Genomic DNA, 21,545 nt, shown 5'->3' with positions numbered 1-21,545 from the left:
AATCATCATTTGCTGTCGTTCTAATATTTTCATAATCGTTTTGAGCTCTCTTTACACATGTAGTGTATAAATGTTTATATTTCAATTAGTCCGTTAGTCAGTATTTATACACACCTAACATATTAAACAAACAGATATATAAACTCGTTTCTTTTTACAGAGGCAATATAACTTTAAAGCTTGTTTTTTGCTCATTACTGGACACTTCAATTGAACCATTATGCGAATCAACAATCCCTTTAGCAATGGCTAGACCTAAACCTGTTCCTCCAGTTTCAAAAGAACGGGAAGATTCTACTCGATATAAACGATTGAATAAAAGAGGTATAGCTTCTTGGGGGATGGGGTTTCCTCCATTCTCAATTTCCACCGTTGCTACGTACTCTTCTTGATTGATAATAACCTTTATATCTTTATCTTCACTACCATATTTAAGTGCATTAGAAAGAATATTCTCAAAAACCCTCATTATTTTATCTGGGTCAGCATTAATATTGACCTTCGGATATTTTTCTTCAAATTTCATACAAACACCTTTCTTATCTGTATCAGGTAAGAATTGCGAAACGAGCTGTCTCATGAGCTCATTCAGATTAAGATTAATCTTGTTCAAGACTAATTCATCATTTTGTAATTTTGTATATTCGAACAAATCATTAACCATTCGATTCAGTCGAAGAGATTTTTCAAGAGCAATGTCAACGTAATACATTAACTCTACCTCATCCTTATAATGATTATCTTCAATAAGCTGTAAATAACCAATCATTGATGTTAAAGGGGTCCTTAAATCATGCGACACATTTGTAATTAACTCGTTTTTTAAACGATTTATTTTTTTTTCTTTTTTAATCAAATAATCTAATTGTTCTTTCATTAATTCTAGATTCTCAAAAACAGAAACAGGTATTTTTTTTGATTGTTTTGGGATTTCCACTTCAAAACGACCTTCTGATAATGCCTTTGTTACACTCTCTACCTTTGTAAAATAAGTACTCCACTTTCTAAATAGCCATATAAAATACACAAAATGAAAAAATATAACAAGAGGAAATATAAAAGAGGATAGTCCATAGCTGTAATAATATTTGTGCATTGTAATTGCAATCCAATCAGTCGCATATGAATTTTTGTATACGTTATACAACATAGCTGATATTGCAGCACTTGTTATTATTGATAATAAAAGACTATTAACAAAAACAAAGATTACTCTAATATGAAGCGAGTTTGTCCATTTATTATTCAATTTTGTATCCTACTCCCCAAATTGTTTTAATAACTTTGTAACCAAGCTCTTTCTCCAATTTAACGCGTAGTTTACTTATATGCACCATAATTGTATTATTACCATTTACATAAGAATCCTTCCAAACATTCTGATATAATTCTTCGGCACTATAAATTCGCCCAGGGTTAGATGCAAGTATAGACAATATGCTAAACTCTTTGGCTGTAAAAAAAATATCTTTACCCGCTACTTTGACCGTATGTGATTGCTGATCAATCTCTAAATTGTCAATATATATCACATCTTTCTTTGACTGGTTAATATATTGATTAACTCTTCTTAAAATGGTCTTTACTCTCGCAATTACCTCCAAAGGATTAAAAGGTTTTGTCAAATAATCATCTGCCCCATTCATCAAACCACTTATTTTATCTAGATCTTCAGATTTCGCAGTCAACATTAAGATGGGAACTAAACTATTTTGTTCGCGCAAACGTCTACAGACTTCCATTCCATCCATTACAGGCATCATTATGTCGAGAATCAACAAATCTACCTGTTCTTTCTCCATTATTTCAAGTGCATCTACCCCATTTATTGCGCTATAAATTGAAAAGCCTTCATTTTTTAAATAAATTGAAATCAAATTTACAATTTCCCTATCGTCATCTACTATAAGAATTCGTTTCAATATCTTTTCCTCTTTTCAGTAATCTTCATCGAAAATAGAATAATAATATATTTATATTATAAACTAATTAGTTGTTATGATTGATACCTGCATTTAACAATGCAGTAGCATCATTAAACACTTCTTCTTCTGTCGAATCGTATATAAACGCTATCAAATGACGACCACCCAGTGGTATAGATGAAACTAAGCACCGACCTGCCTCATCTGTAAAGCCTGTTTTTATACCATCTACACCTTCAAAATAATAGTTACTGTTTGGATCTAATAATTGATTTGTGTTTTTAAAGGTAGAATGTTCATTTTGGTAAATAGATTGTGAGACCACTTGCATAAATTCTTTTTCTTTAATGGCAGCCAGTGTAATCATCGCCATATCATAGGCGGTCGTATAATGTCCGGGTTCATGAAGTCCATTGGAATTGATGAAATTTGAATTCTCTGCTCCTAGTTTTTTTGCATATGTATTCATTTCATCCACAAATACGGTTGTAGCTTGTACATTACTTAGCCTTTCATCATTCGCTATAATTTTGCCGATATATACAGCGATTGCTCTAGCTGCATCATTTCCAGATGGTAACATTAAGCCTGCTAATAAATCACGAATCGTGTACGTATCGCCTAGGACTAAATATGCCGTACTCTCTCCCGTCTCCTGCGGCTCAATTTCCGTTCCCACTGTTACACGTTCATCCATATCTCCGTACTTTAAAGCCAATAAAGCTGTTAAAATTTTCGTTGTACTAGCTGGGTAAATACGCTTATTAGCTCTTTTCTCATATAACACTGTGTTATTACGTTCATCTATTAAAAGAGCAACTTTTCCTGTTAACTGTATGTCCTGAATAGTATAATTTTCGTTTTTCGTAAAAGCATCATTATTAACCATCCATTCATGCAATGGAATAATATCACCAACTCTACTATGCCCCACCATCCCTAATACTAATATAATCAAAATCAAAAATAACTTTTTCTTCATAGTCATTTCTCCTAGTTGTTTGTCTTCTGTAACTCATTATAGAAAACAACATTAAAGAAAAATGAAAGAAAACCTTAAGAAAATCTTAAATATATTAAAAAAAAGACTTATCTTATTCTAAACTAACTCTTATTTTGCACTACCACTTTAATAATCTGTTTCTTTATGGTATTTGTATTAATTTTCAATTCGATTTGTTTAGACCGTTCCATTAACATAACCAATACTTTTATATCTGTTATCCCATAAAGTTAACTGAAACTCTCACATTTTGAACATAGTATAGAAAATGCAAATCCTTTTTTTCTTTCTTTCCTAGACACTAAATTTTATCGAAGTAAGGTCTTTTCAAGCTATGGACATAGTGCCTAAATGCGGATACCATCACTCATTCCAACTCCAAAAACTTACCTCATCCACTTCTATCGATTTACTCCATGTTTCTTTTTTCAACTTCAACACTTCTTTTGTAGGCCCCGTAAGGACAACACCATAATGCTTGAAGCCATTATGTTCAAGATAATCAATTCGTTTTGAGAGGTTTAAGTTTCCAAAGTAGAACTTGTTTGCTTTCTCTTCATGTTTTTTTAGGAAATATAGAGTTTTCAAAAATTGCTTGTGTATAATTTCTTGATCGCCTTCATCGTAGTCAGGAGATGAATGGCTTTCTGATACTGTTCGAGTACCGAATAGTCCCTTTTCTTCTTCTTTGGAATCTAGAATCATATCATCATCGTGCCAAATTGGATAGCTTGGAAAACCAATAGGTTCAAAGATAACACCTTCAGGATTTTCATCCTTCGCTTCAAAACCAGTATCAACGGCCAACCAAACTAACTCCATATCTTTCCCTTCGAATCTCTTTAGAACATCACCCGTTTCGGCTAACTCAGAAAAAGATAAATAGGCGGATACCACCGTCCCTTCAGGTAGCTTTTCTAACTTATCCCAATCTGACATCCCCCGCTCTCCAACTCCAGGGTAGGTAAATCCCGGTGTAGTCTCCGAGACTTTCCCAAAGTCTTCACGTTCTGGATAACTCATCATGGAGAATAGAAAATCCGTTTTAATTTCCCCGACTTTTATCGTTTCATTACCGACTAATTTGTTTAAATCCCTTGTTGCTTCCATGCCGAAATACGCATTTGTATTAGAACTCGTTCCACCAATTTCTCCATAAGGGTCGGTTACAGTCAGCGTGTTGTCAATCACGTTACTGAACACATCTACACGGTCTGGCTTTCCCCATGAGTAGTAAACACCCGTCAGAATGGTAGTAACAATAGAAAAAACAAGAAATAATCCCAGAACAACACAAACCGTTTGCACTCTGGCTTTCCATTTGCTGCGCTTCAAGATCTTTTTTTGTTTTTTATCCATTTTATTGAAACCCTTATTTTCTTCCATTTCAGTTTCTTTTTCCATTTTATCAAGTTCTTTTTCGACTTCCACTTTTTCGGGACCTGATAGTTTACCCTTATTATATGCTTCCAATTTCCTTTTAAAATCTTCACTCACTTTCTCCTAACCTCCTAGTTCTTATCCCTGCCTACCACAAATTAATTTAAGACTTAACAATGTGGCTGATTCACGTTTATTAATAGAGACGTTTCCTTTTAGATAATACTTGAAAAAAAATAAAATATTTACAACTCAATAAAAAATAATTATACGCTTATAAGTAATACAAATAAACGGTACCTTGGGAGGTATATATTCGTTATATAGTCCTAGGAATGAACTCGGATCACTGAATAGCTACTCGTTTTTTATTTACATAGGACAATTTGTTATAGAGACGACAATACAATATAGGAAACATTGGAATAAATGAAGTTTAATTACCATGGACCGAGCACACTTAGTTAACAGCATTATCAATATGGTATTGGGTGCCCTATTCACGTCCACATTCTCCTGTAATATGTTGAGGAAAGTGAACGCAAACAAATTAACGGAATGAAGGGTCGGTCTTTATTCTCTGATCCGGGTCCTCATCATTTCATTCAATTTTTCAGAGCCAATCAACATCGCAATCACATAAGCCAAAGCAAAGTAAGGAAATATGGCAATAGATGTGTAAGAGGCAATCAGGCCGAGCATGGGAGGTAAAAAAGTAGTGCCTGTATAAGCTACGGCCATTTGATAGCCGATGATGGATTGTGAATGTGTTTTACCGAATCTGACAGGGGTCTCGTGAATCATGCATGGATAAATAGGGGCTAAGCCTAGTCCAACTATCGTAAAGCCGACGAGTGACATCATGACCGGCAAGGGCAGGATAAGGAGCATAGCCCCAATAAGTGCCGTAATCTGTCCTATTCGAATCAGCAGCTGATGGTCGCTTACCTTCAAGAGAATGAACCCTGTAATTAGTCGACCTATCATAATACCTGTATAGAAAAAAGATACCCCTTGAGCAGCCATAGCTGCAGACAATCCCTTGCTATTCACTAGATAGCTGCTCCCCCACAACCCTAGTGTGGATTCCACGCCGCAATAGAAAAAGAACGTGAACAATGCATACTTGACCCCTTTTATCTTAAGCGGCTTCACCTCGTAATCTAGTTTAGGATCATCCGGATTCACTTTGTGCTCTTCTTCGGTTTTTGTTTTTTGGGAAACGATAGCCCATAACGGAAGAGCCAATACTAATAAAAACGCTAAGCTGAATTGTATATAAGCAATGGTCACATACCCAGCTCTCCACGTGCCTTGATTTACCATATAATAAGACATCATGATGGGGCCTATGCTTGCCCCGACTCCCCAAAAACAATGTAACCAATGCATATGATGGGCTTTATAATGCAACGCTACATAATTATTCAATGAGGCATCGATAGCTCCTGCACCCAGCCCCAATGGTATTGCACAGATAATAAGCCAGGCTAGAGAGGTTGAATAGCCAATGCCCAGCAGAGCCAACGCCGTCAAAGCAACACTGATACATGTGACCTTCCCCGTCCCCAGTTTTTCATTTAGCCAACCGCTGGCTAAACTTGAGAGTATGGTTCCCGCAGCAATGATCATATAAAGTAATCCGGCAGTCTCCAAAGGCTGTGCAAAATCGGTCTGCATGACTGGCCAGGCCGCCCCCAATAAGGAATCTGGAAGCCCCAGGCTTATGAAAGCCAAGTAAATCATTATCAATAAAAGTATGGCCAAAGATGCCACCCCCGTTCTCCATGTATGATGACCTGTAACCACTATATGGTGGGACAACCGGTCACTACCTCTCTTTTTACTATATTTATTCCATTTAACAAAAAAACAAAGAGACTCACTCATAAAAAGGGTTTTTATGAATGAGTCTCTCTTAACGTTTATTCTACTATCTGAATCTTATTCCTGAACAAGGATTACTTCATCATGTCCACATTTTGGACACTTCATGATATGCGGACATTGACCCTTTTGAAGGGATTGTGGGAAACCGTCGTTTTGCTTCAGTGTGTCACTATCCATATAAGCACTGTACTCATCGGCATAATCCATGTATTTTCCTTTATCTTCAAGGTCACTGCTACATTTTGGACATTCCACATGTATTTTTCTGAGACCATTGCATAGCGGGCATAAAGACATGGCATTTCCTCCTGTTCTATATCTATTCTAAGTATTGGTATCTTCTTTCATTCTAACACATTAAAACGCCCTTCCAAATGCAAGGAAGGGCGAATAATTCTCTTATTTATTGACCATGTTAGCAGGATCCACCCATGCTTTGAATTCATCTTCCGTTAGGAATTCAAGTTTCAACGCTGCTTCTTTTAAAGTCGAGTTATCCTTAAATGCAGTTTTTGCGATTTTTGCCGCTTTTTCATAGCCGATATGCGGATTTAATGCTGTTACAAGCATAAGGGAACGCTCAACATTTTCTTTGATTTTATCTTCATTCGCCGTAATTCCTACCGCACAGTTATAATTGAAAGAATGAATGCCATCTGTCAATAATTTAACAGTTTGCAGGAAGTTGTAAATGATAACTGGTTTGAAGACATTCAATTCGAAGTTACCTTGGCTTGCTGCAAAACCGATGGTAGCATCGTTACCGACAACTTGTGTTGCGATCATCGTCATTGCTTCGCATTGTGTCGGGTTCACTTTACCTGGCATGATGGAGCTGCCTGGCTCGTTTTCTGGAATCGCAATTTCACCTATTCCGCTTCTTGGGCCACTGGCCAGCCATCTAACATCGTTCGCGATTTTCATTAAGTCTGCCGCTAATGCTTTTAGCGCACCATGGGCATATACGATTTCGTTATGGCTGGTTAAGGCATGGAACTTATTATCCGATGTGACAAAAGAATGCCCTGTATCAGCAGCGATTTGCTCAGCGGAAAGTCCCGGGAATTCTTTTTTCGTATTGATTCCAGTACCTACAGCTGTACCGCCCAATGCCAAGTTCAATAATTTTTGGCTGCTCTCTTCGATCATCGCTAAATCTTTATCAAGCATAGCTTTCCAACCGGAAATTTCCTGACCTAAAGTTAGTGGTGTTGCATCTTGAAGATGGGTACGGCCAATTTTCACGACGTCCCAGAATTCTTTTTCTTTGGCTGCGAATGTATCACGTAGCACTTTGATGGCCGGTACTAACTTTTCAGCCACTTCCATATAAGCTGCGATATGCATAGCCGTTGGGAATGTATCATTAGAGCTTTGTGCTTTGTTCACATCATCATTCGGGTGAAGCATTTCAGTTTCACCGTTTTCCTTCAACCATTCGTTCCCTTTGTTAGCGACCACTTCATTCACGTTCATATTACTTTGCGTGCCGCTCCCAGTTTGCCAGACCACCAGTGGGAAATGTTCATCAAGTGTTCCTTCTAGAATTTCACCACAAATCTTAACGATGGCATTCTTTTTCACTTCTGAAAGATCGCCCAGTTCAAAGTTCACTTTAGCTGCCGCTTGTTTTACATAAGCAAACGCATGAACCAATTCAATTGGCATTTTTTCATAACCTATTTTGAAGTTGTTGCGGCTTCTTTCTGTTTGTGCTCCCCAATACTTATCAGCAGGAACTTTCACTTCACCCATCGTATCTCGTTCGATTCTGTATTCCATGTGTTCTCCCCCTAAGTTCGCACTATCCATTAAGAAACGTTTATGTATATGCAATGAATAATGACGTTTTATATGAATCCCCTCTATATTGTACAAACTTTATTATTTTAAAGCAAAAAAAACAGAACAAATCCGGGCTTTTTCTTCAGAGGAATCGGTGTTTAATCAGCATCCATTTCTCTACCTCTGGTCATTCCATTAAAATCGTAATCTTCTATCCCTGCCACGTCACCTCCCCCTATTTCATGCATTTATCATGAATGTTCTTGACATAATTCTGTGTATATAGTAAATTCAAAAGAAATTGAATAATCTAAACTCTTATCGAGAGAGGTAGAGGGAATGGCCCTATGACACCTCAGCAACCTTCATTTGTTTCCAACCAATGAAAAGGTGCTAATTCCACAAGTTTATGTAACTTGGAAGATAAGAAGAATGACTCGTCTACTTATCCAAGTCTTCTTCTTAAAGAAGACTTTTTTTATTTTATTTAACTTAAAGGAGCAGTGAAAATTATGTACAAACCAGAAACGTATCTTGCTCAGCTTGGAAACCGCAGTGAAACGGCGACAGGAACGGTCAATCCGCCCGTTTACTTCTCGACAGCTTTCCGCCACGAAGGAATTGGTCAATCAACAGGTTTTGATTACACACGAACAGGAAACCCGACCCGTCAGCTTTTGGAGCAATCCATAGCCAAGCTTGAACATGGTGATCAAGGCTTTGCATGCAGCTCGGGAATGGCAGCGATTGCCTCCATCCTATCTTTATTCAAATCCGGAGATGCATGGATCAGTAGTGAGGATTTATACGGCGGTACATATCGATTGTTAGAACATGGTTTTAAAAAATGGGGATTACACTGCGATTATGTCAATACATGTTGCTTAGAGGATATCGAAAAAGCGATCACCCCTCAAACAAAGGCCATCTTTATTGAAACTCCCACAAATCCTCTGATGCAGCAAACGGACATTGCCGCAGTTTCCGCCCTTGCCAAACAATACAATTTACTATTGATTGTTGACAACACTTTCTACACACCAATCATTCAACAGCCCATCCTACTTGGTGCCGACATTGTGATTCATAGTGCAACGAAATATCTTGGCGGCCATAATGATGTACTTGCCGGTTTGATAGTGGCAAAAGGTGCGGAATTATGTGAGTCCCTTGCCTTCCACCATAATGGAATGGGAGCAGTCTTGAGTCCGTTCGATTCCTGGCTGTTGATGCGTGGGATGAAAACCTTGGCACTAAGAATGGAACGTCACGAAAAGAACGCCAAAATCATGGTCGATTATTTAACGGAGCATGATTGTGTAACAGATGTTCTCTATCCGGGCCGTGGTGGAATGATTTCCTTTCGGGTCAACGACGAAGCAGCCGTCAATCCATTTTTACAATCACTTTCCTTGATTTCCTTTGCAGAAAGCCTAGGCGGTGTTGAAAGCTTCATCACCTATCCGGCGACACAGACACATGCAGATATGCCTCTTGAAGTCAGAACGGCAAATGGTGTTTGTAATCGGCTACTACGTTTCTCCGTTGGCATCGAGGACAGCGAAGATTTAATCGGAGATCTGCAACAAGCATTCGCACAAGTCAAAAAGGAGGCACTACGATGACCAACCTTGAATTCAGCTTTGAAACCAAATTACTTCATAACCAACATAAATTCGATCCAACAACAGGCGGGGTGAGCGTTCCGATCCAGCACGCTTCCACTTTCCATCAGAATGATATTGATCAATTTGGAAAATACGATTACAGCCGTAGCGGGAATCCCACGCGCGAAGCACTTGAAGATATCATTGCAGAACTTGAAGAAGGTACCCGTGGATTTGCCTTTTCATCCGGGATGGCTGCCATTTCAACCGCCTTCCTCCTACTTTCTGCCGGTGACCATATCGTCATCTCCGAAGATGTGTATGGTGGTACATTCCGAATGGTAACAAGCGTGTTAACCCGCTTCAACATCGAGCATACTTTCGTGGATATGACGGATCTTGAAAGTGTAAAAGCCGCCATCCAGCCCAATACGAGAGCCATTTATATCGAAACTCCTTCCAATCCTTTGCTTAAGGTGACCGACATTAAAGCCGTATGTGATATTGCCAAAAGCATAGGTGCTTTGAGCTTTGTTGACAATACGTTCTTGACGCCCGCCCTGCAAAAACCGCTAAACCTCGGAGCAGATGTGGTCCTGCATAGTGCGACGAAATTCTTGTCCGGACATAGTGATGTCGTAGCAGGGCTTGCCGTCGTAAAAGATCCGGAACTTGCCGATAGACTTGGGTCCCTCCAAAACTCTTTCGGAGCGGTGCTTGGCGTCCAGGATGCCTGGCTTGTGATGAGAGGCCTGAAAACCTTATCCGTTCGGATGGAACACTCCCAAAAAGGTGCCGAGAAGATTGCGGAATACTTAAAACAGCATCAGTTAGTGACAAAGGTCTATTACCCAGGTCTTGCCGACCACCCACAACGCGGCATCCAGGAAAATCAAGCAAAGGGAGCGGGAGCTGTTTTATCATTCGAATTGGAAAGCGAAGAAACCTTCCGCACGTTCGTGAACCATGTCGAGCTCCCCGTGTTTGCCGTAAGCCTTGGGGCAGTGGAATCGATTTTATCTTACCCGGCCAAGATGTCCCATGCGGCCATGCCTGCAGCTGAAAGGGAAAAACGTGGCATCACGAACAGTTTGCTGCGCCTGTCCGTCGGTCTCGAAAACCCTAATGATCTAATAAAGGACTTTGATTTAGCCCTTAGGAAAAGCGCAGATAAACAGGCTGTTACTTCAAAATAGGGGAACGAATCCGGAGGCGCCAATATGGTGGCATCGGACATGAGGATAGGAGAAAAAGAAATGCATATTCGTCAAACAAATGATTATGAATTAGTTGCGAAATTGAATAAAGCCGTTCACGATCTACACGTAAATTTATATCCTGAGTATTTCAAAGAATACAATTTTGAGGAAATTAAGACTTTCTTTCAAAAAAATATTGATAAAGAAGAATTCACTTTCCTTCTGTTGGAGGACGGTGACTTACCTTTAGGGTATGCTTGGATTGAAATTAGGAATTACCCGGATAACGCCTTTAAAAAACCTTATAGATCTGTATTTGTGCATCAAATAAGCATTTCAGAAAACCAAAGGAATAAGGGATACGGTTCCAAGTTGATGGAAGAAATCACAGAAATTGCGAAAGCAAACGGTATTAACAAGATTGAATTAGACTATTGGCTCAATAACGAAATTGCAAAGAACTTTTATAAAAAGAATGAGTTTGTGAAATATCGAGAATTTATTTACAAAGACCTAGCATTTTAAGGGTAATTCATTCGCTAAATGTAAAAATAAAAGAGGTGCGAATTGCACCTCTTCTTTAATGCTAATTTGAATTTAGTAAGCGTTTTTTATCCTTCATGACTATCCTGCCATCCCCTTTTGAGGTCCTGCCTGCAGTTCATACATCTGATAGTATTTTCCTTTTTGCTCCATTAATTCTTCATGTGTCCCCTGTTCCACTATCCGTCCTTTATCCAATACGAGGATCTGGTCGGCATTCTTGATGGTGGACAAACGGTGCGCGATGATGAAAGTTGTTCTTCCTTTTTTCAACACTTCCATGCCTTTTTGGATAATAGCCTCTGTTTCCGTATCGATGCTTGCCGTTGCTTCGTCCAGTATCAAAATTGCCGGATCGAATGCCAAGGCGCGAGCGAAGGAAATGAGCTGCCGCTGTCCTGAAGACAAGGTCCCTCCTTTTTCAATCACAGGTTCATCAAGCCCTAAGGGCAAATGCTGCAATACTTTATCCCCGCCAACATCCTTTAATGCTTTTTCTATAGTAGCCCTGGTGATTCTTTCTTGGCCGAGGCTGATATTGGAAGCAATCGTGCCTGTGAATAAATAAGGGTCCTGAAGGACAATCCCCATATGTTCCCTTAAGGTTTGATGGGGGATATCCAATATATCCATCCCATCAATCTTGATGGATCCCTCATTAGTATCGTAGAACCGGAACAGCAGATTCATGATGGAGCTTTTTCCTGATCCAGTATGCCCTACCAATGCGACCGTTTCTCCCTGACTAGCGGAAAATGATATATCCTTTAATACATAATCTCGATCCTTATAGCCAAACGAAACATTTTCGAATGCTACATTTCCTTTATATCTAGAAATGTTTCGATCACTGACTTGAACGCCAGGCTCATCCAACAAGCTAAAAGCCCTTTCCCCGGCAACAAGAGCCTGTTCTAGGTTGGCGAACTGATTGACGATCCCATGTAGTGGATGGAGCAGGCGGCTGATTAAATCAACGATTGCATACATCATACCAAGCGAAACGGCCGAAGTTGCCGTGAGCGACATGCCGCCAAAATACCAAACGAATATGATGAGTGCGATAACCTTGATGACACCGACCAAGTTTCCGCCGGTCAAGGAATTTAAATGTAGCATCTTGTTTTGATAAGAATAATGGTCTCGATTCAATGTTTCAAATGACTGCTTCGTCTCCTTTTCACGACCGAACGCTTGAATGATACTCATCCCTGCAATCGATTCATTGATCATCCCATTAATGTCACTGATACGCTCCCGAATGATATGGTTGTATTTCGAGGCGAATTTTCGATATACCTTCGTCCAGATAATGATGATTGGAATGAGCAATAGTCCCATGAGGCCAGCGCGTGCATCCAAAATATACAAAGCGATGAGTACACCGATGATATTGATTGTACTCGAAAAGAAGTTGGCTAGAACGGTCACATATAATTCGCGAATGGCCTCTGTATCATTCGTGACTCTTGCGACGATCTTACCCGCAGGCATATTGTCAAAAAAGCGGATGGGTAAACGGGAAGTATGAGTGAAAATATCATTCCTCATCCGCTGGATGATCCGATTAGCCGCCTTTTGTAAATAAAAGCTCTGTCCGTATTGAAAAATGGAAGAAATAATGACTAAGCCGAAATAAAGGGCGACGAGTTTCAATATCCTCGGCATCTCCGGTTGATAAAACCCCATTAATTCCTGACTCGATAAGGGTTCAACCGTAGCTCTTTGTTCTTTTCCATTTTTTTCAATGACCAATGTATCTCCCTCTAAGGTGCGGCGACCATCCATGGGGACAGCTTTATCGACGAATACGAATTGGCTCCCTACCTGCAGTACCCGGACTTCCCTACCTTTCTCCTCCCCTTTGGAAAAATAGGTATCTCTTTTGTACCAGCGATTATCGTACTCAACGGCATCTTGCCCCTTTTTAGTCTCATGCCAAGCTGACTCAATGCCGATTATGTGGGAATCAATGATTTTTTTTGCGACGAATGGACCCGTTAAATCTGCGGCAACGGAAAGGGCCAGCATGATCAGTGCCCCAATAATTAATTTTTTATATAGAGAGGCATATTGATAGAGCTTATTTACGACCTTCATGCCCCCACCTCCGTTCCTTCGTCAATCTGCTGCCTTTCATATTGCTCCTTATACCAACCATCTTGCTGCAGTAAACTGCCATGTGTTCCCTCTTCTATAATTGAACCACTGTCGAGCACGATGATATGATCTGCATGTTGTACGGCCGATAAACGGTGCGTCGTGATGATCGTCGTTTTCCCCGCTCGTTCATTTTGGATATTGTTAATGATTGTCGTTTCCGTTTTCGCGTCCACGGCTGAGAGGGAATCATCTAAAACCAGGATTTCCGGGTTTTTGATGAGGGCTCGAGCAATCGAAATCCGTTGCTTTTGTCCCCCTGATAGAGCGACACCCTTTTCACCGACTAGCGTCTCCAAATGTTGAGGTAGCATCGTTATATCCTTCTCAAAATCTGCAAGCCGTATCGCTTGCGAAAGTTCTTCTTCCGTAGCATCTTGTTTTCCAAAGAGGATATTATCCTTCACCGACTTTGAAAATAAAAAGTGGTCTTGCGGGACATATCCGATTTTCCCCCGGATATCAGGTAGTTCAAGCTGGTCTATCGGTATTCCCGCAAATGCGATTTCCCCGCTTCCTAGTGGGTATTCACGCAACAGTTGTTTTACGAACGTCGTTTTTCCACTCCCTGTCTTTCCGACGACACCTAAAGTGCGACCTTGTTCCAGCTGCACAGAAATATCAGAGAGATTCACCACTTTTGAAGAAGGGTACGTAAAACTCACTTGGTTGAACTGAACATCCCCCGGATTGGCTATTGACTCCGGTTTCAATGGATTTTTCACATCGGCCTCATATGAAAGCGTATCCTGAACACGATCCAATGAGGCATTCCCTCTTTGCATGACATTGATCAATTCACCGACAGCAATCATCGGCCAAATCAGCATGCCTAGATAAACATTGAATGATACAAGACCACCAAGCGTGATGGCTTGCTGAAATACCAGGTATGCCCCATAACCCAGGCCAATTAAATAACTAATTCCGATGATGATGGTGATCGTCGGATCGAAGAGAGCATCAATTTTGGCCACTTCAAGATTTTTACGGTACACATTCTCCGTCATCTCATCGAATCGCTTCTCATCTTCCCTTTCCTGAACATAAGCCCGTATGACGCGTACGCCGGAAATGGACTCCAACACTTTATCATTCAGGTCCCCAAATGCTGATTGCGCTTCCGTAAATCGTTTATAAATCTTCTTCACATAAATTTGCATCATGAGGGCCATGATCGGCAGTGGCAATATAGCCGCGATTGTCAGCTGCCAACTGACGGTCACACCCATCATGATGACGACCATGAATGTGAAAACCACAGAGTCGACCAGTGTCAATATCCCGAAACCAGCCGTTTGCGAGATGGCCTTTAAGTCATTGGTTGCCCTTGCCATCAAGTCCCCAGTGCGATTTTTCTCGTAAAAAGAGGGTGTCATTTTCAGTAAATGCCCCATGAACCCGGATCTGATTTTTCGTTCGACTAAATTTCCACCTCCAAACAAAAGGTAACTCCATAAGTATCCAAATAAATAACTTGCACACATAAGAACAAACAAATAAATAACATATTGCAGTATAGCTTCATGGGTCATGCTGCCATTGTTCATATCATCGATGGCATTCCCTACTAGCCTCGGCGGAATGACTTCCATTGCATTCACTAAACATAAAAAAATAATTGCCCACGTATAGCGCTGCCACTGCTCCTTAAAGAACCAGCCCAGCTTTTTGAATATCGAAAACATGCATTCATCCTCCTTATATAGTCACCTAAGGGTCACTAGCCACTATTCGGATCTCCCGGTTGAAGTAAATGTACTCCTGTCATTTGTCTCATCTGACATTCCTCCTATCATCATTTTTTATATGGAAAGAGTGCTTGGCACCCAGGTTCCCTAATTAAGAAAAGCTTCCGCATGATTTAGCAGAAGCTTTTTAAATTACTTCAGAAAACGCATAAAAAAGCAGGCCGCGAATACTCCACAACCTGCACGAATTAAATCTTAAGAAACATATAAGCCTATTGCTTATAAAGACAATGCTTCAGGGCAGGCTGACGTATGAAAATATACGCTTGTAGCGAGGTTTTGCCTATCGAATGTAGTCATGACGCCCTCCCCCTTCCAGAGAGTAACTTTGGAAATATTTAACTTGTTTTTAAAGATTACTACGGGTGTATATTTTTGTCAATTGTGACTTTTCTAGATTATTGTTGGATAATCCTTTATCCTATAGAAATGACGTAACCTTAAGGAGGTTCATTTAATGAATTGGCAAAGCTATATCCTACTAGCCGTTCCGTTTTTATTGTCATCCATCTTCATTGCATTTGTCGTTCCACCCAAATACATTCCATTAGCTTTCATTCCTGTGGCGCTTTTCTGGATCGTCTATTATATTATCTTATTCCGCAATAAGAAGAAAAATCGTTGATTAGATGAGGGCACTGCAGGAACAACGCCCCTTTCTTGACCGCTCTGCATATACTAACCGAAAAACATCCGTGGTGATTGTATGTTCTCGCAATATGTGCAGAAGCTGTTGGGTAAACCTCAGCCCAAGATCAAACCAGTTTTGGAGTCAGGGGAATTTAATACGTTAAAATCCACATTAGTGAATGAGCTAAAACAGCCTAAAAAAGAATCCATCGTTTTCTTTCCCGATGAAACGGCTCTTATTAAAAGGATACGAGCGGAGACTACATCCTTGAATCAGAATAATGTGACAAGGACACAAGCTTACCTTTCTTATTACCAGCGTAACCCCGAAGTGCATTGGTCCTTTCTGGCTCATATGGTTTCAAGGAATGGTGGCTATCATATGACCGACTTGATCAGTTCTTCCATGACCCATCTCCTTACCAACGAGGATCGGCAAAAGTTTTTCCTATTTCTCGAACGTGCAAATTCAGCTATCTTTGCAGATGCCTTTCCACAGCTCCTTTTATATGAAACATCCAAGCAAAAAAAAATCCCCTTAAGGAGACTTTTGCGACCCTTCCATATTTCCAACTTCATGGCCCCAATATGGGAATACTTTTTGAATGAGCCCCACTCTCAGCTTTTAACCACCGCCCTGATTATCAATGAACAAAGAATGCTTGAGGAACGTGTATTGAAGCGCTCCAGGCATGGTGAAATCCTTCGAAGGCTCGATTTCCGGCTACAGGAACTGTTAGGCTTTACGACAGTGCTCTTTCCTTATGCACCTCAGAAAAAACTATATTCATTAACCGGTTTGACCGTTTCGCGATTTGCCGATCCATTTCAAAGAATCGAGACAGGAAAAATCCTATATCAGCTTCTCTTTCAACACCCTGTGATTCTAAAAGGCGTTGAACAATTCGCAAACAATACTCCTCATACCGGTTCTAGGGAAGATTATTGGGATGCCATATACACCTCCATAAGCAACTCTGGTGATGAAGGGAAAGTCTACAGCCCAACGCTCCCTACCGCCTGGCCCGATCGTCCCGTTTTCCCTTTACCTCCAACGGATTGGTTTACGAAAGAAACCTTCATCAATGATATACAATCCTTGCCGCTCGTTAAAAGAACGGACCTGACAAATAAGGTGTTCGAAAATGTCCAACAGCTTAAAACCATCAACGAACTGAAATCTTTCATATGAATGCATGTCTCTCATCTTGAATACCCACTCCTTCATTTGGCAACAATGAGTACCAAAAAAAGAATGGGTGAAACAAAATGAGAGGCATTGTACTGATGAATCCACATTTCGCCATTGGAGACTTACATCCGAGCGAAAGCTTCGCCATCCAAAAAATCGTGACGGACAAGTTTATAGAAGAACATAATATTTCCCCGGTTATACTGAATCCCTATCAACTCTATCCGTATTACACCATTCCACATGTGCTTCTCTTTAACCTGCAGAATAAACAGGTAAAACCGATTGATTGTCTAATCCTCCATTCCATCGAGACAATGGAACGTTTTATAGCGATTTATCCCGAAAAGTGGTTTGAACTTTGTGGGTATTTCAATGAAATAATCTCCGTGACCGACCGTATACCCTATACGCTTACATCGCGAGAGAATGAAGGCCATTAAACATGTTGCTTATTTCGATTGGATTTTTCGCAACACTCTCAATCGAATCAGATAGCCAAGGAAGGTCATCACGTATGGCGTGGAGATAAAGACAAAGGTTGATTTAAAAATCCATATAAAAAATGAGCTCAACATGTATATCCAAACTCATTTTACTTGAATGTCCCTTTTTTCCAAGCAAACATTTATGAAACAAGGATTAATTTTCATTTAAACACTTTATTGATTACGTCCTTGTCATAATCTAATATCCAATCATTGTATGTATTGTAAATGTCCCGTATAGAGTCAGGTGAGGTAGCAAGCAAATCACAGCCTCTATCATCATAAACGTGAAAAATGGTTTTCCTTTTGATATTTAAAAAATAAATCCTATGATAAATACTTGGTTGGATACCTAAATCCTGATTACATACTGCTTTTAACAATGGAATGTATTTCATATCTGATACTTTGCATTGTAGTGTAAATCTATTCGTCTTATATTTCTCCTCTTCTTCCTCTTCAGCTAAAATATAAGGCATTTCTGTATGCTTTAATTTATATAACAGTGTTTTTTCGTAGATATATTTTGGAAAGATCTTCGTTTTGTGTTTATAGGTTTTTCCATCTCCAAAATCATCCACATCTACGACAACAATAACGTCCTCCTCTTGTGAATGCAGTGATTCAAACAACGTGACAGCCCTCTTGTATACCCCTCGTGTATAAGGACTGTTTTCGCAATGATTTCCAAATTCCCATTCTATCCCTAACTCAAAAGCGTATGCCGACTTCCCAGTTATAAAACAAGGCTGGTCTAAGATTTAAGTTAGGAAAATTTTCATTCATATAATCATTTAAAAGCATACTTCCACATCAATTCTTTTCTTTCATTATATCAAAATACCAGCCCTTACCTTGAACACAGCTAAAACTAAAGATGAATAGAACAGGTTCACCGCTGCGATTTCAATATTTCCTCAATTCGGTTCTGCTATGCTTGTTCCCTCCTATAAAAGAATGAAGTACGCCAAAGCAGCTAACTGGTCCACCATTTTTCCCTGCACAATCTCCAGCCTCCTTTTATGCAATTTATATATCTTAATCAAATTTTTTCTATTTAAGAGAATATTAAGGAATAATGATAGAAATATAACCCAATTTTATATATCATTAGATTTAGGAATTTTTTTACTTTACATAGAAAGGGATGAATCAATTGAAGAAAGAAAAGAAGAAAAAAAATCCAATTCCTTTCCGACTGAACTTTATGTTCTTTTTAATATTCGTTTTATTTTCCGCCTTGGTTATCAGGCTTGGCATCGTGCAAATCGTCTATGGAGATGATTATTTACGCCAAGTGGACCGGACGGAAAATGACGTTGTCAATACACCCGTTCCCCGCGGCAAGATGTACGACCGCTACTTAAACCCGGTTGTTGATAATGATCCGCTTAATGCAATTACCTACACGAGATACCCAAATACTAAACCGGCCGAGATGGTCAAAACGGCCGAAATCCTCGCCACTTTGATAAAAAAGGATACAAAAAAAATTACGGAACGCGATAGAAAAGATTTCTGGATTATAAAAAACCCAAAAAAAGCAGAGGCCTTGATTACGAAAGCTGACAGAAAGAAAGTAGAAGAAAAGAAATTGGAAGAAAAAGATTTGTATAAACTTCAACTAGACCGGATTACCGAAGAAAACATCAATGAATTCACTAAGGATGAATTGGAAGTTCTAGCAATTTTCCGAGAGTTTAATAGCGGCTATGCTCTTACGCCGGCCATTGTTAAGAATAAAGGAGTGACAAAGCAGGAGTTTGCCCGGGTCAGTGAGCATTTATCCGATTTGCCTGGGGTCGATGTTACGACAGATTGGGATAGGACCTATAAATATGGAGACACATTGAGGTCAGTTCTCGGGAAAGTTTCCTCTTCTGAAGAAGGTCTCCCTAGCGAAAATCTCGACTATTACCTATCACGGGACTATACCCGGAATGATCGAGTCGGAAAAAGCTACATCGAAAAACAATATGAGGATGTCCTCCAAGGAAAAAAGGCAAAAGTGGAAAACATTCTGAGTAAAGGCGAAGTGGTCGAGACACGGACTGTAACTGAGGGGGAAAGCGGAAAAGATTTAGTGTTGACCATGGATATGGAGCTTCAGGAAACGGTGGATAAGATTATTGAAACAGAATTACAGAGAACGAAAGCGAAAGGAAACACCTACTTATTAGATCGTGCCTTCGTCGTATTAATGGATCCCAATACTGGCGAAGTCCTGACGATGGCAGGAAAACAATACGGGCGTAATAGTAAAACCGGAGCAACCGAGATCAATGATTTTTCGCTTGGAACGATCACCACATCTTATACAATTGGTTCCTCTGTTAAAGGGGCGACGGTTTACTCAGGTTTTCAAACGGGTGTCATCTCTCCTGGAACAACCCTTTATGACCAACCGCTTTACCTAGCTGGAGCCAAACCAAAAAAATCGTACAGCAACTTGGGGTACGTATCCGATGTAACAGCATTAAAAAAATCATCGAATGTTTATATGTTCTTGACGGCAATCAAGATTGGTGGCGGACATTATAGTCCACAACAAAGATTGGGACTTGAGAGTGGGGCCTTCACCAAACTTAGAAATCATTATGCACAATTTGGGTTAGGGGTCCGTACGGGCATTGACCTTCCCAATGAATCTGCCGGTTTCAAAGGGGTGGATACTTCAACAGACGGGTTGCTACTCGATTTATCGATTGGGCAGTATGATACCTATACAGCGATGCAATTGGCACAATATGTATCGACCATTGCAAATGGTGGAAAAAGATTGGAGCCTCATGTCGTTAAAGAGATCAGGGACCCCTCTGATAAACACGGGACATTGGGACCTGTATTTCAATCCGTGGGTCCAAAAGTATTAAATGATTTGGACGGGGAAGATATTTGGATTCAACGTATTCAAGAAGGTTTCAGACAGGTTGCACAGGAACCTGGAGGAACAGCCTATAGTGCTTTTGCCGGTAAGTCATACCACCCAGCGGCGAAAACAGGAACGGCTCAGGCCTTTTATGATGGACCGCGACGAAAAGAATATAGCGAGCCTGTACCGACTATCAATCTAACACTCGTAGGTTACGCTCCACACGATAAACCGGAAGTGGCCTTTTCAGTCATAACTCCATGGGTTTACCAAGGTTCCGCCGCCGATGACATTAACAAACGGATTGGGGAAGCCGTCATGGATGCCTATTTCAAACTAAAGGAGAAGAGACTAAAAGGGGATACAGCTGATAACAAAACTGTAGACTCCAATCCCGAGTGAACGCACATGAAATGAATGAACAAAAATGGCCTGCTCAAGTTATGAGCAGGCCATTCATTTATCCATAGTATTATAGCTTTTGCACAAACTCTTTATAAAGAGCCCGTAGTGCATCTCCCCTGCTGATTATGCCTACAACTTTATCATTTTCATCCACAACCGGTATTTTCTTGAAGTGATGTTTTGAAATGACCTTTATCAAATCCGATAACGGATCTTCCGGAGATAACTTCGTGATTTTCTTATTCTTGATGATTTGCGAGACTGTATCATTCATTTTAGATGCGACTTTTTCATCCAGCTCTTCACCAGGTAAAATCGTGACATACGTGAAATACCCCTTAATGGATTCTTCTGCCGGAGTTAAATAACGTAATATATCGCCATCCGAGACCATTCCTAGAAGCTTATCCTGTTCATCGACTACTGGAACCCCTCCAACTTTATTGTCTATAAAGAGTCCCATGATTTCCTTTAATGTGAAATTCGGGCGTGCAACATATACCTCTTTGATCATGAAGTCCTTGACTAACATTCGACCACTCCTTCTAATAAGTTGCTGTTCCATATCCATTTCTAGCTTTCCATCTAATTCTATCATTAAAAGACCTTTGTACTTGAGCATTCTTTGTCAATTTTTCTACTTTCTGTCCTTCATCATTTAAATAAGTTGCGATCAGTCACCCTTTCCCGTAAAACAAATATGGAATAATATTGG

The 21,545-nt window shown here is 40.0% G+C and carries 17 protein-coding genes, 1 pseudogene and 1 riboswitch; of the genes and pseudogenes, 7 read left to right on the top strand and 11 right to left on the bottom strand.

From position 1 onward, the window contains the following. Positions 1 to 154: 154 nt before the first annotated feature. The 7 genes from ACQKL5_RS17035 to fumC form a co-directional block, all read right to left on the bottom strand. Positions 155 to 1,249 (bottom strand): sensor histidine kinase, encoded by a 1,095-nt coding sequence (locus ACQKL5_RS17035; RefSeq protein ID WP_427610082.1) that lies wholly within the window; start codon positions 1,247 to 1,249, stop codon positions 155 to 157. Then, complete coding sequence (locus ACQKL5_RS17030) at positions 1,242 to 1,925, bottom strand: response regulator transcription factor (protein ID WP_427610106.1); 684 nt, start codon at positions 1,923 to 1,925, stop codon at positions 1,242 to 1,244. The genes ACQKL5_RS17035 and ACQKL5_RS17030 overlap by 8 nt, the downstream gene beginning before the upstream one ends. A gap of 64 nt (positions 1,926 to 1,989) precedes the next feature. Further along, the gene (locus ACQKL5_RS17025; RefSeq protein ID WP_427610081.1) at positions 1,990 to 2,907 is read right to left on the bottom strand and encodes a D-alanyl-D-alanine carboxypeptidase family protein; all 918 of its coding nucleotides are present in this window, start codon (positions 2,905 to 2,907) and stop codon (positions 1,990 to 1,992) included. 384 nt (positions 2,908 to 3,291) lie between these two features. Continuing rightward, positions 3,292 to 4,425: an anti-sigma factor gene (locus ACQKL5_RS17020; protein WP_427610080.1), complete on the bottom strand. Its 1,134-nt coding sequence runs from the start codon at positions 4,423 to 4,425 to the stop codon at positions 3,292 to 3,294. Positions 4,426 to 4,881: 456 nt separating this feature from the next. After that, positions 4,882 to 6,075: an MFS transporter gene (locus ACQKL5_RS17015; protein ID WP_427610079.1), complete on the bottom strand. Its 1,194-nt coding sequence runs from the start codon at positions 6,073 to 6,075 to the stop codon at positions 4,882 to 4,884. A 177-nt stretch (positions 6,076 to 6,252) separates the two neighbouring features. Then, positions 6,253 to 6,495: a hypothetical protein gene (locus ACQKL5_RS17010; RefSeq protein ID WP_427610078.1), complete on the bottom strand. Its 243-nt coding sequence runs from the start codon at positions 6,493 to 6,495 to the stop codon at positions 6,253 to 6,255. A gap of 102 nt (positions 6,496 to 6,597) precedes the next feature. Next, positions 6,598 to 7,980, bottom strand: a complete 1,383-nt coding sequence (gene fumC / locus ACQKL5_RS17005; protein WP_427610077.1) for a class II fumarate hydratase — start codon at positions 7,978 to 7,980, stop codon at positions 6,598 to 6,600. A 318-nt stretch (positions 7,981 to 8,298) separates the two neighbouring features. Then, positions 8,299 to 8,413: riboswitch (SAM riboswitch) on the top strand. A gap of 82 nt (positions 8,414 to 8,495) precedes the next feature. Here fumC and ACQKL5_RS17000 point away from each other — a divergent pair. The 3 genes from ACQKL5_RS17000 to ACQKL5_RS16990 are packed head-to-tail and all read left to right on the top strand — an operon-like array spanning position 8,496 to position 11,314. After that, positions 8,496 to 9,608, top strand: a complete 1,113-nt coding sequence (locus tag ACQKL5_RS17000) for a methionine biosynthesis PLP-dependent protein (protein WP_427610076.1) — start codon at positions 8,496 to 8,498, stop codon at positions 9,606 to 9,608. Then, the gene (gene metC, locus ACQKL5_RS16995; protein ID WP_427610074.1) at positions 9,605 to 10,786 is read left to right on the top strand and encodes a cystathionine beta-lyase; all 1,182 of its coding nucleotides are present in this window, start codon (positions 9,605 to 9,607) and stop codon (positions 10,784 to 10,786) included. Before ACQKL5_RS17000 ends, metC begins: the two co-directional genes overlap by 4 nt. Positions 10,787 to 10,825: 39 nt before the next feature. Beyond that, positions 10,826 to 11,314 (top strand): N-acetyltransferase family protein, encoded by a 489-nt coding sequence (locus ACQKL5_RS16990; protein ID WP_427610073.1) that lies wholly within the window; start codon positions 10,826 to 10,828, stop codon positions 11,312 to 11,314. A 99-nt stretch (positions 11,315 to 11,413) separates the two neighbouring features. On the opposite strand, the gene ACQKL5_RS16985 is transcribed toward ACQKL5_RS16990, so the two are convergent. Next, positions 11,414 to 13,432, bottom strand: a complete 2,019-nt coding sequence (locus ACQKL5_RS16985; RefSeq protein WP_427610072.1) for an ABC transporter ATP-binding protein — start codon at positions 13,430 to 13,432, stop codon at positions 11,414 to 11,416. Continuing rightward, positions 13,429 to 15,180 (bottom strand): ABC transporter ATP-binding protein, encoded by a 1,752-nt coding sequence (locus tag ACQKL5_RS16980; RefSeq protein WP_427610070.1) that lies wholly within the window; start codon positions 15,178 to 15,180, stop codon positions 13,429 to 13,431. The genes ACQKL5_RS16985 and ACQKL5_RS16980 overlap by 4 nt, the downstream gene beginning before the upstream one ends. Positions 15,181 to 15,700: 520 nt before the next feature. Here ACQKL5_RS16980 and ACQKL5_RS16975 point away from each other — a divergent pair. From ACQKL5_RS16975 to ACQKL5_RS16965, 3 genes are all read left to right on the top strand, one after another. Then, on the top strand, positions 15,701 to 15,868 hold the full coding sequence (locus tag ACQKL5_RS16975) for a hypothetical protein (RefSeq protein WP_427610069.1): 168 nt from the start codon (positions 15,701 to 15,703) through the stop codon (positions 15,866 to 15,868). A gap of 180 nt (positions 15,869 to 16,048) precedes the next feature. After that, positions 16,049 to 17,065: a DUF2515 family protein gene (locus ACQKL5_RS16970; protein WP_427610068.1), complete on the top strand. Its 1,017-nt coding sequence runs from the start codon at positions 16,049 to 16,051 to the stop codon at positions 17,063 to 17,065. A 77-nt stretch (positions 17,066 to 17,142) separates the two neighbouring features. Next, positions 17,143 to 17,508, top strand: coding sequence for a hypothetical protein (locus ACQKL5_RS16965; protein ID WP_427610067.1), 366 nt, complete (start codon positions 17,143 to 17,145; stop codon positions 17,506 to 17,508). Between the two features lie 206 nt (positions 17,509 to 17,714). Here the strand turns inward: ACQKL5_RS16965 and ACQKL5_RS16960 are convergent. Then, positions 17,715 to 18,339 (bottom strand): annotated as a pseudogene (locus tag ACQKL5_RS16960) (DUF3885 domain-containing protein). A gap of 421 nt (positions 18,340 to 18,760) precedes the next feature. Here ACQKL5_RS16960 and ACQKL5_RS16955 point away from each other — a divergent pair. After that, a complete protein-coding gene (locus ACQKL5_RS16955) occupies positions 18,761 to 20,827 on the top strand; it encodes a peptidoglycan D,D-transpeptidase FtsI family protein (RefSeq protein ID WP_427610066.1) in 2,067 nt (688 codons plus the stop codon). Between the two features lie 70 nt (positions 20,828 to 20,897). On the opposite strand, the gene ACQKL5_RS16950 is transcribed toward ACQKL5_RS16955, so the two are convergent. After that, positions 20,898 to 21,452, bottom strand: coding sequence for a CBS domain-containing protein (locus ACQKL5_RS16950; protein ID WP_427610064.1), 555 nt, complete (start codon positions 21,450 to 21,452; stop codon positions 20,898 to 20,900). Positions 21,453 to 21,545 lie beyond the last annotated feature (93 nt).

The sequence above is a fragment of the Peribacillus sp. NPDC097675 genome (assembly GCF_050277655.1).
GTDB lineage: Bacteria > Bacillota > Bacilli > Bacillales > DSM-1321 > Peribacillus.
This window is presented reverse-complemented; position numbering and strand designations above follow the sequence as displayed.

Excerpts from the sequence above, each read along its gene's own strand:
- ACQKL5_RS17025 (WP_427610081.1), bottom strand. The coding sequence starts at position 2,907 with ATGAAGAAAAAGTTATTTTTGATTTTGATTATATTAGTATTAGGGATG.
- ACQKL5_RS17010 (WP_427610078.1), bottom strand. The coding sequence starts at position 6,495 with ATGTCTTTATGCCCGCTATGCAATGGTCTCAGAAAAATACATGTGGAA.
- fumC (WP_427610077.1), bottom strand. The coding sequence starts at position 7,980 with ATGGAATACAGAATCGAACGAGATACGATGGGTGAAGTGAAAGTTCCT.
- ACQKL5_RS17000 (WP_427610076.1), top strand. The coding sequence starts at position 8,496 with ATGTACAAACCAGAAACGTATCTTGCTCAGCTTGGAAACCGCAGTGAA.
- metC (WP_427610074.1), top strand. The coding sequence starts at position 9,605 with ATGACCAACCTTGAATTCAGCTTTGAAACCAAATTACTTCATAACCAA.
- ACQKL5_RS16990 (WP_427610073.1), top strand. The coding sequence starts at position 10,826 with ATGAGGATAGGAGAAAAAGAAATGCATATTCGTCAAACAAATGATTAT.
- ACQKL5_RS16985 (WP_427610072.1), bottom strand. The coding sequence starts at position 13,432 with ATGAAGGTCGTAAATAAGCTCTATCAATATGCCTCTCTATATAAAAAA.
- ACQKL5_RS16980 (WP_427610070.1), bottom strand. The coding sequence starts at position 15,180 with ATGTTTTCGATATTCAAAAAGCTGGGCTGGTTCTTTAAGGAGCAGTGG.
- ACQKL5_RS16975 (WP_427610069.1), top strand. The coding sequence starts at position 15,701 with ATGAATTGGCAAAGCTATATCCTACTAGCCGTTCCGTTTTTATTGTCA.
- ACQKL5_RS16965 (WP_427610067.1), top strand. The coding sequence starts at position 17,143 with ATGAGAGGCATTGTACTGATGAATCCACATTTCGCCATTGGAGACTTA.
- ACQKL5_RS16955 (WP_427610066.1), top strand. The coding sequence starts at position 18,761 with ATGTTCTTTTTAATATTCGTTTTATTTTCCGCCTTGGTTATCAGGCTT.
- ACQKL5_RS16950 (WP_427610064.1), bottom strand. The coding sequence starts at position 21,452 with ATGCTCAAGTACAAAGGTCTTTTAATGATAGAATTAGATGGAAAGCTA.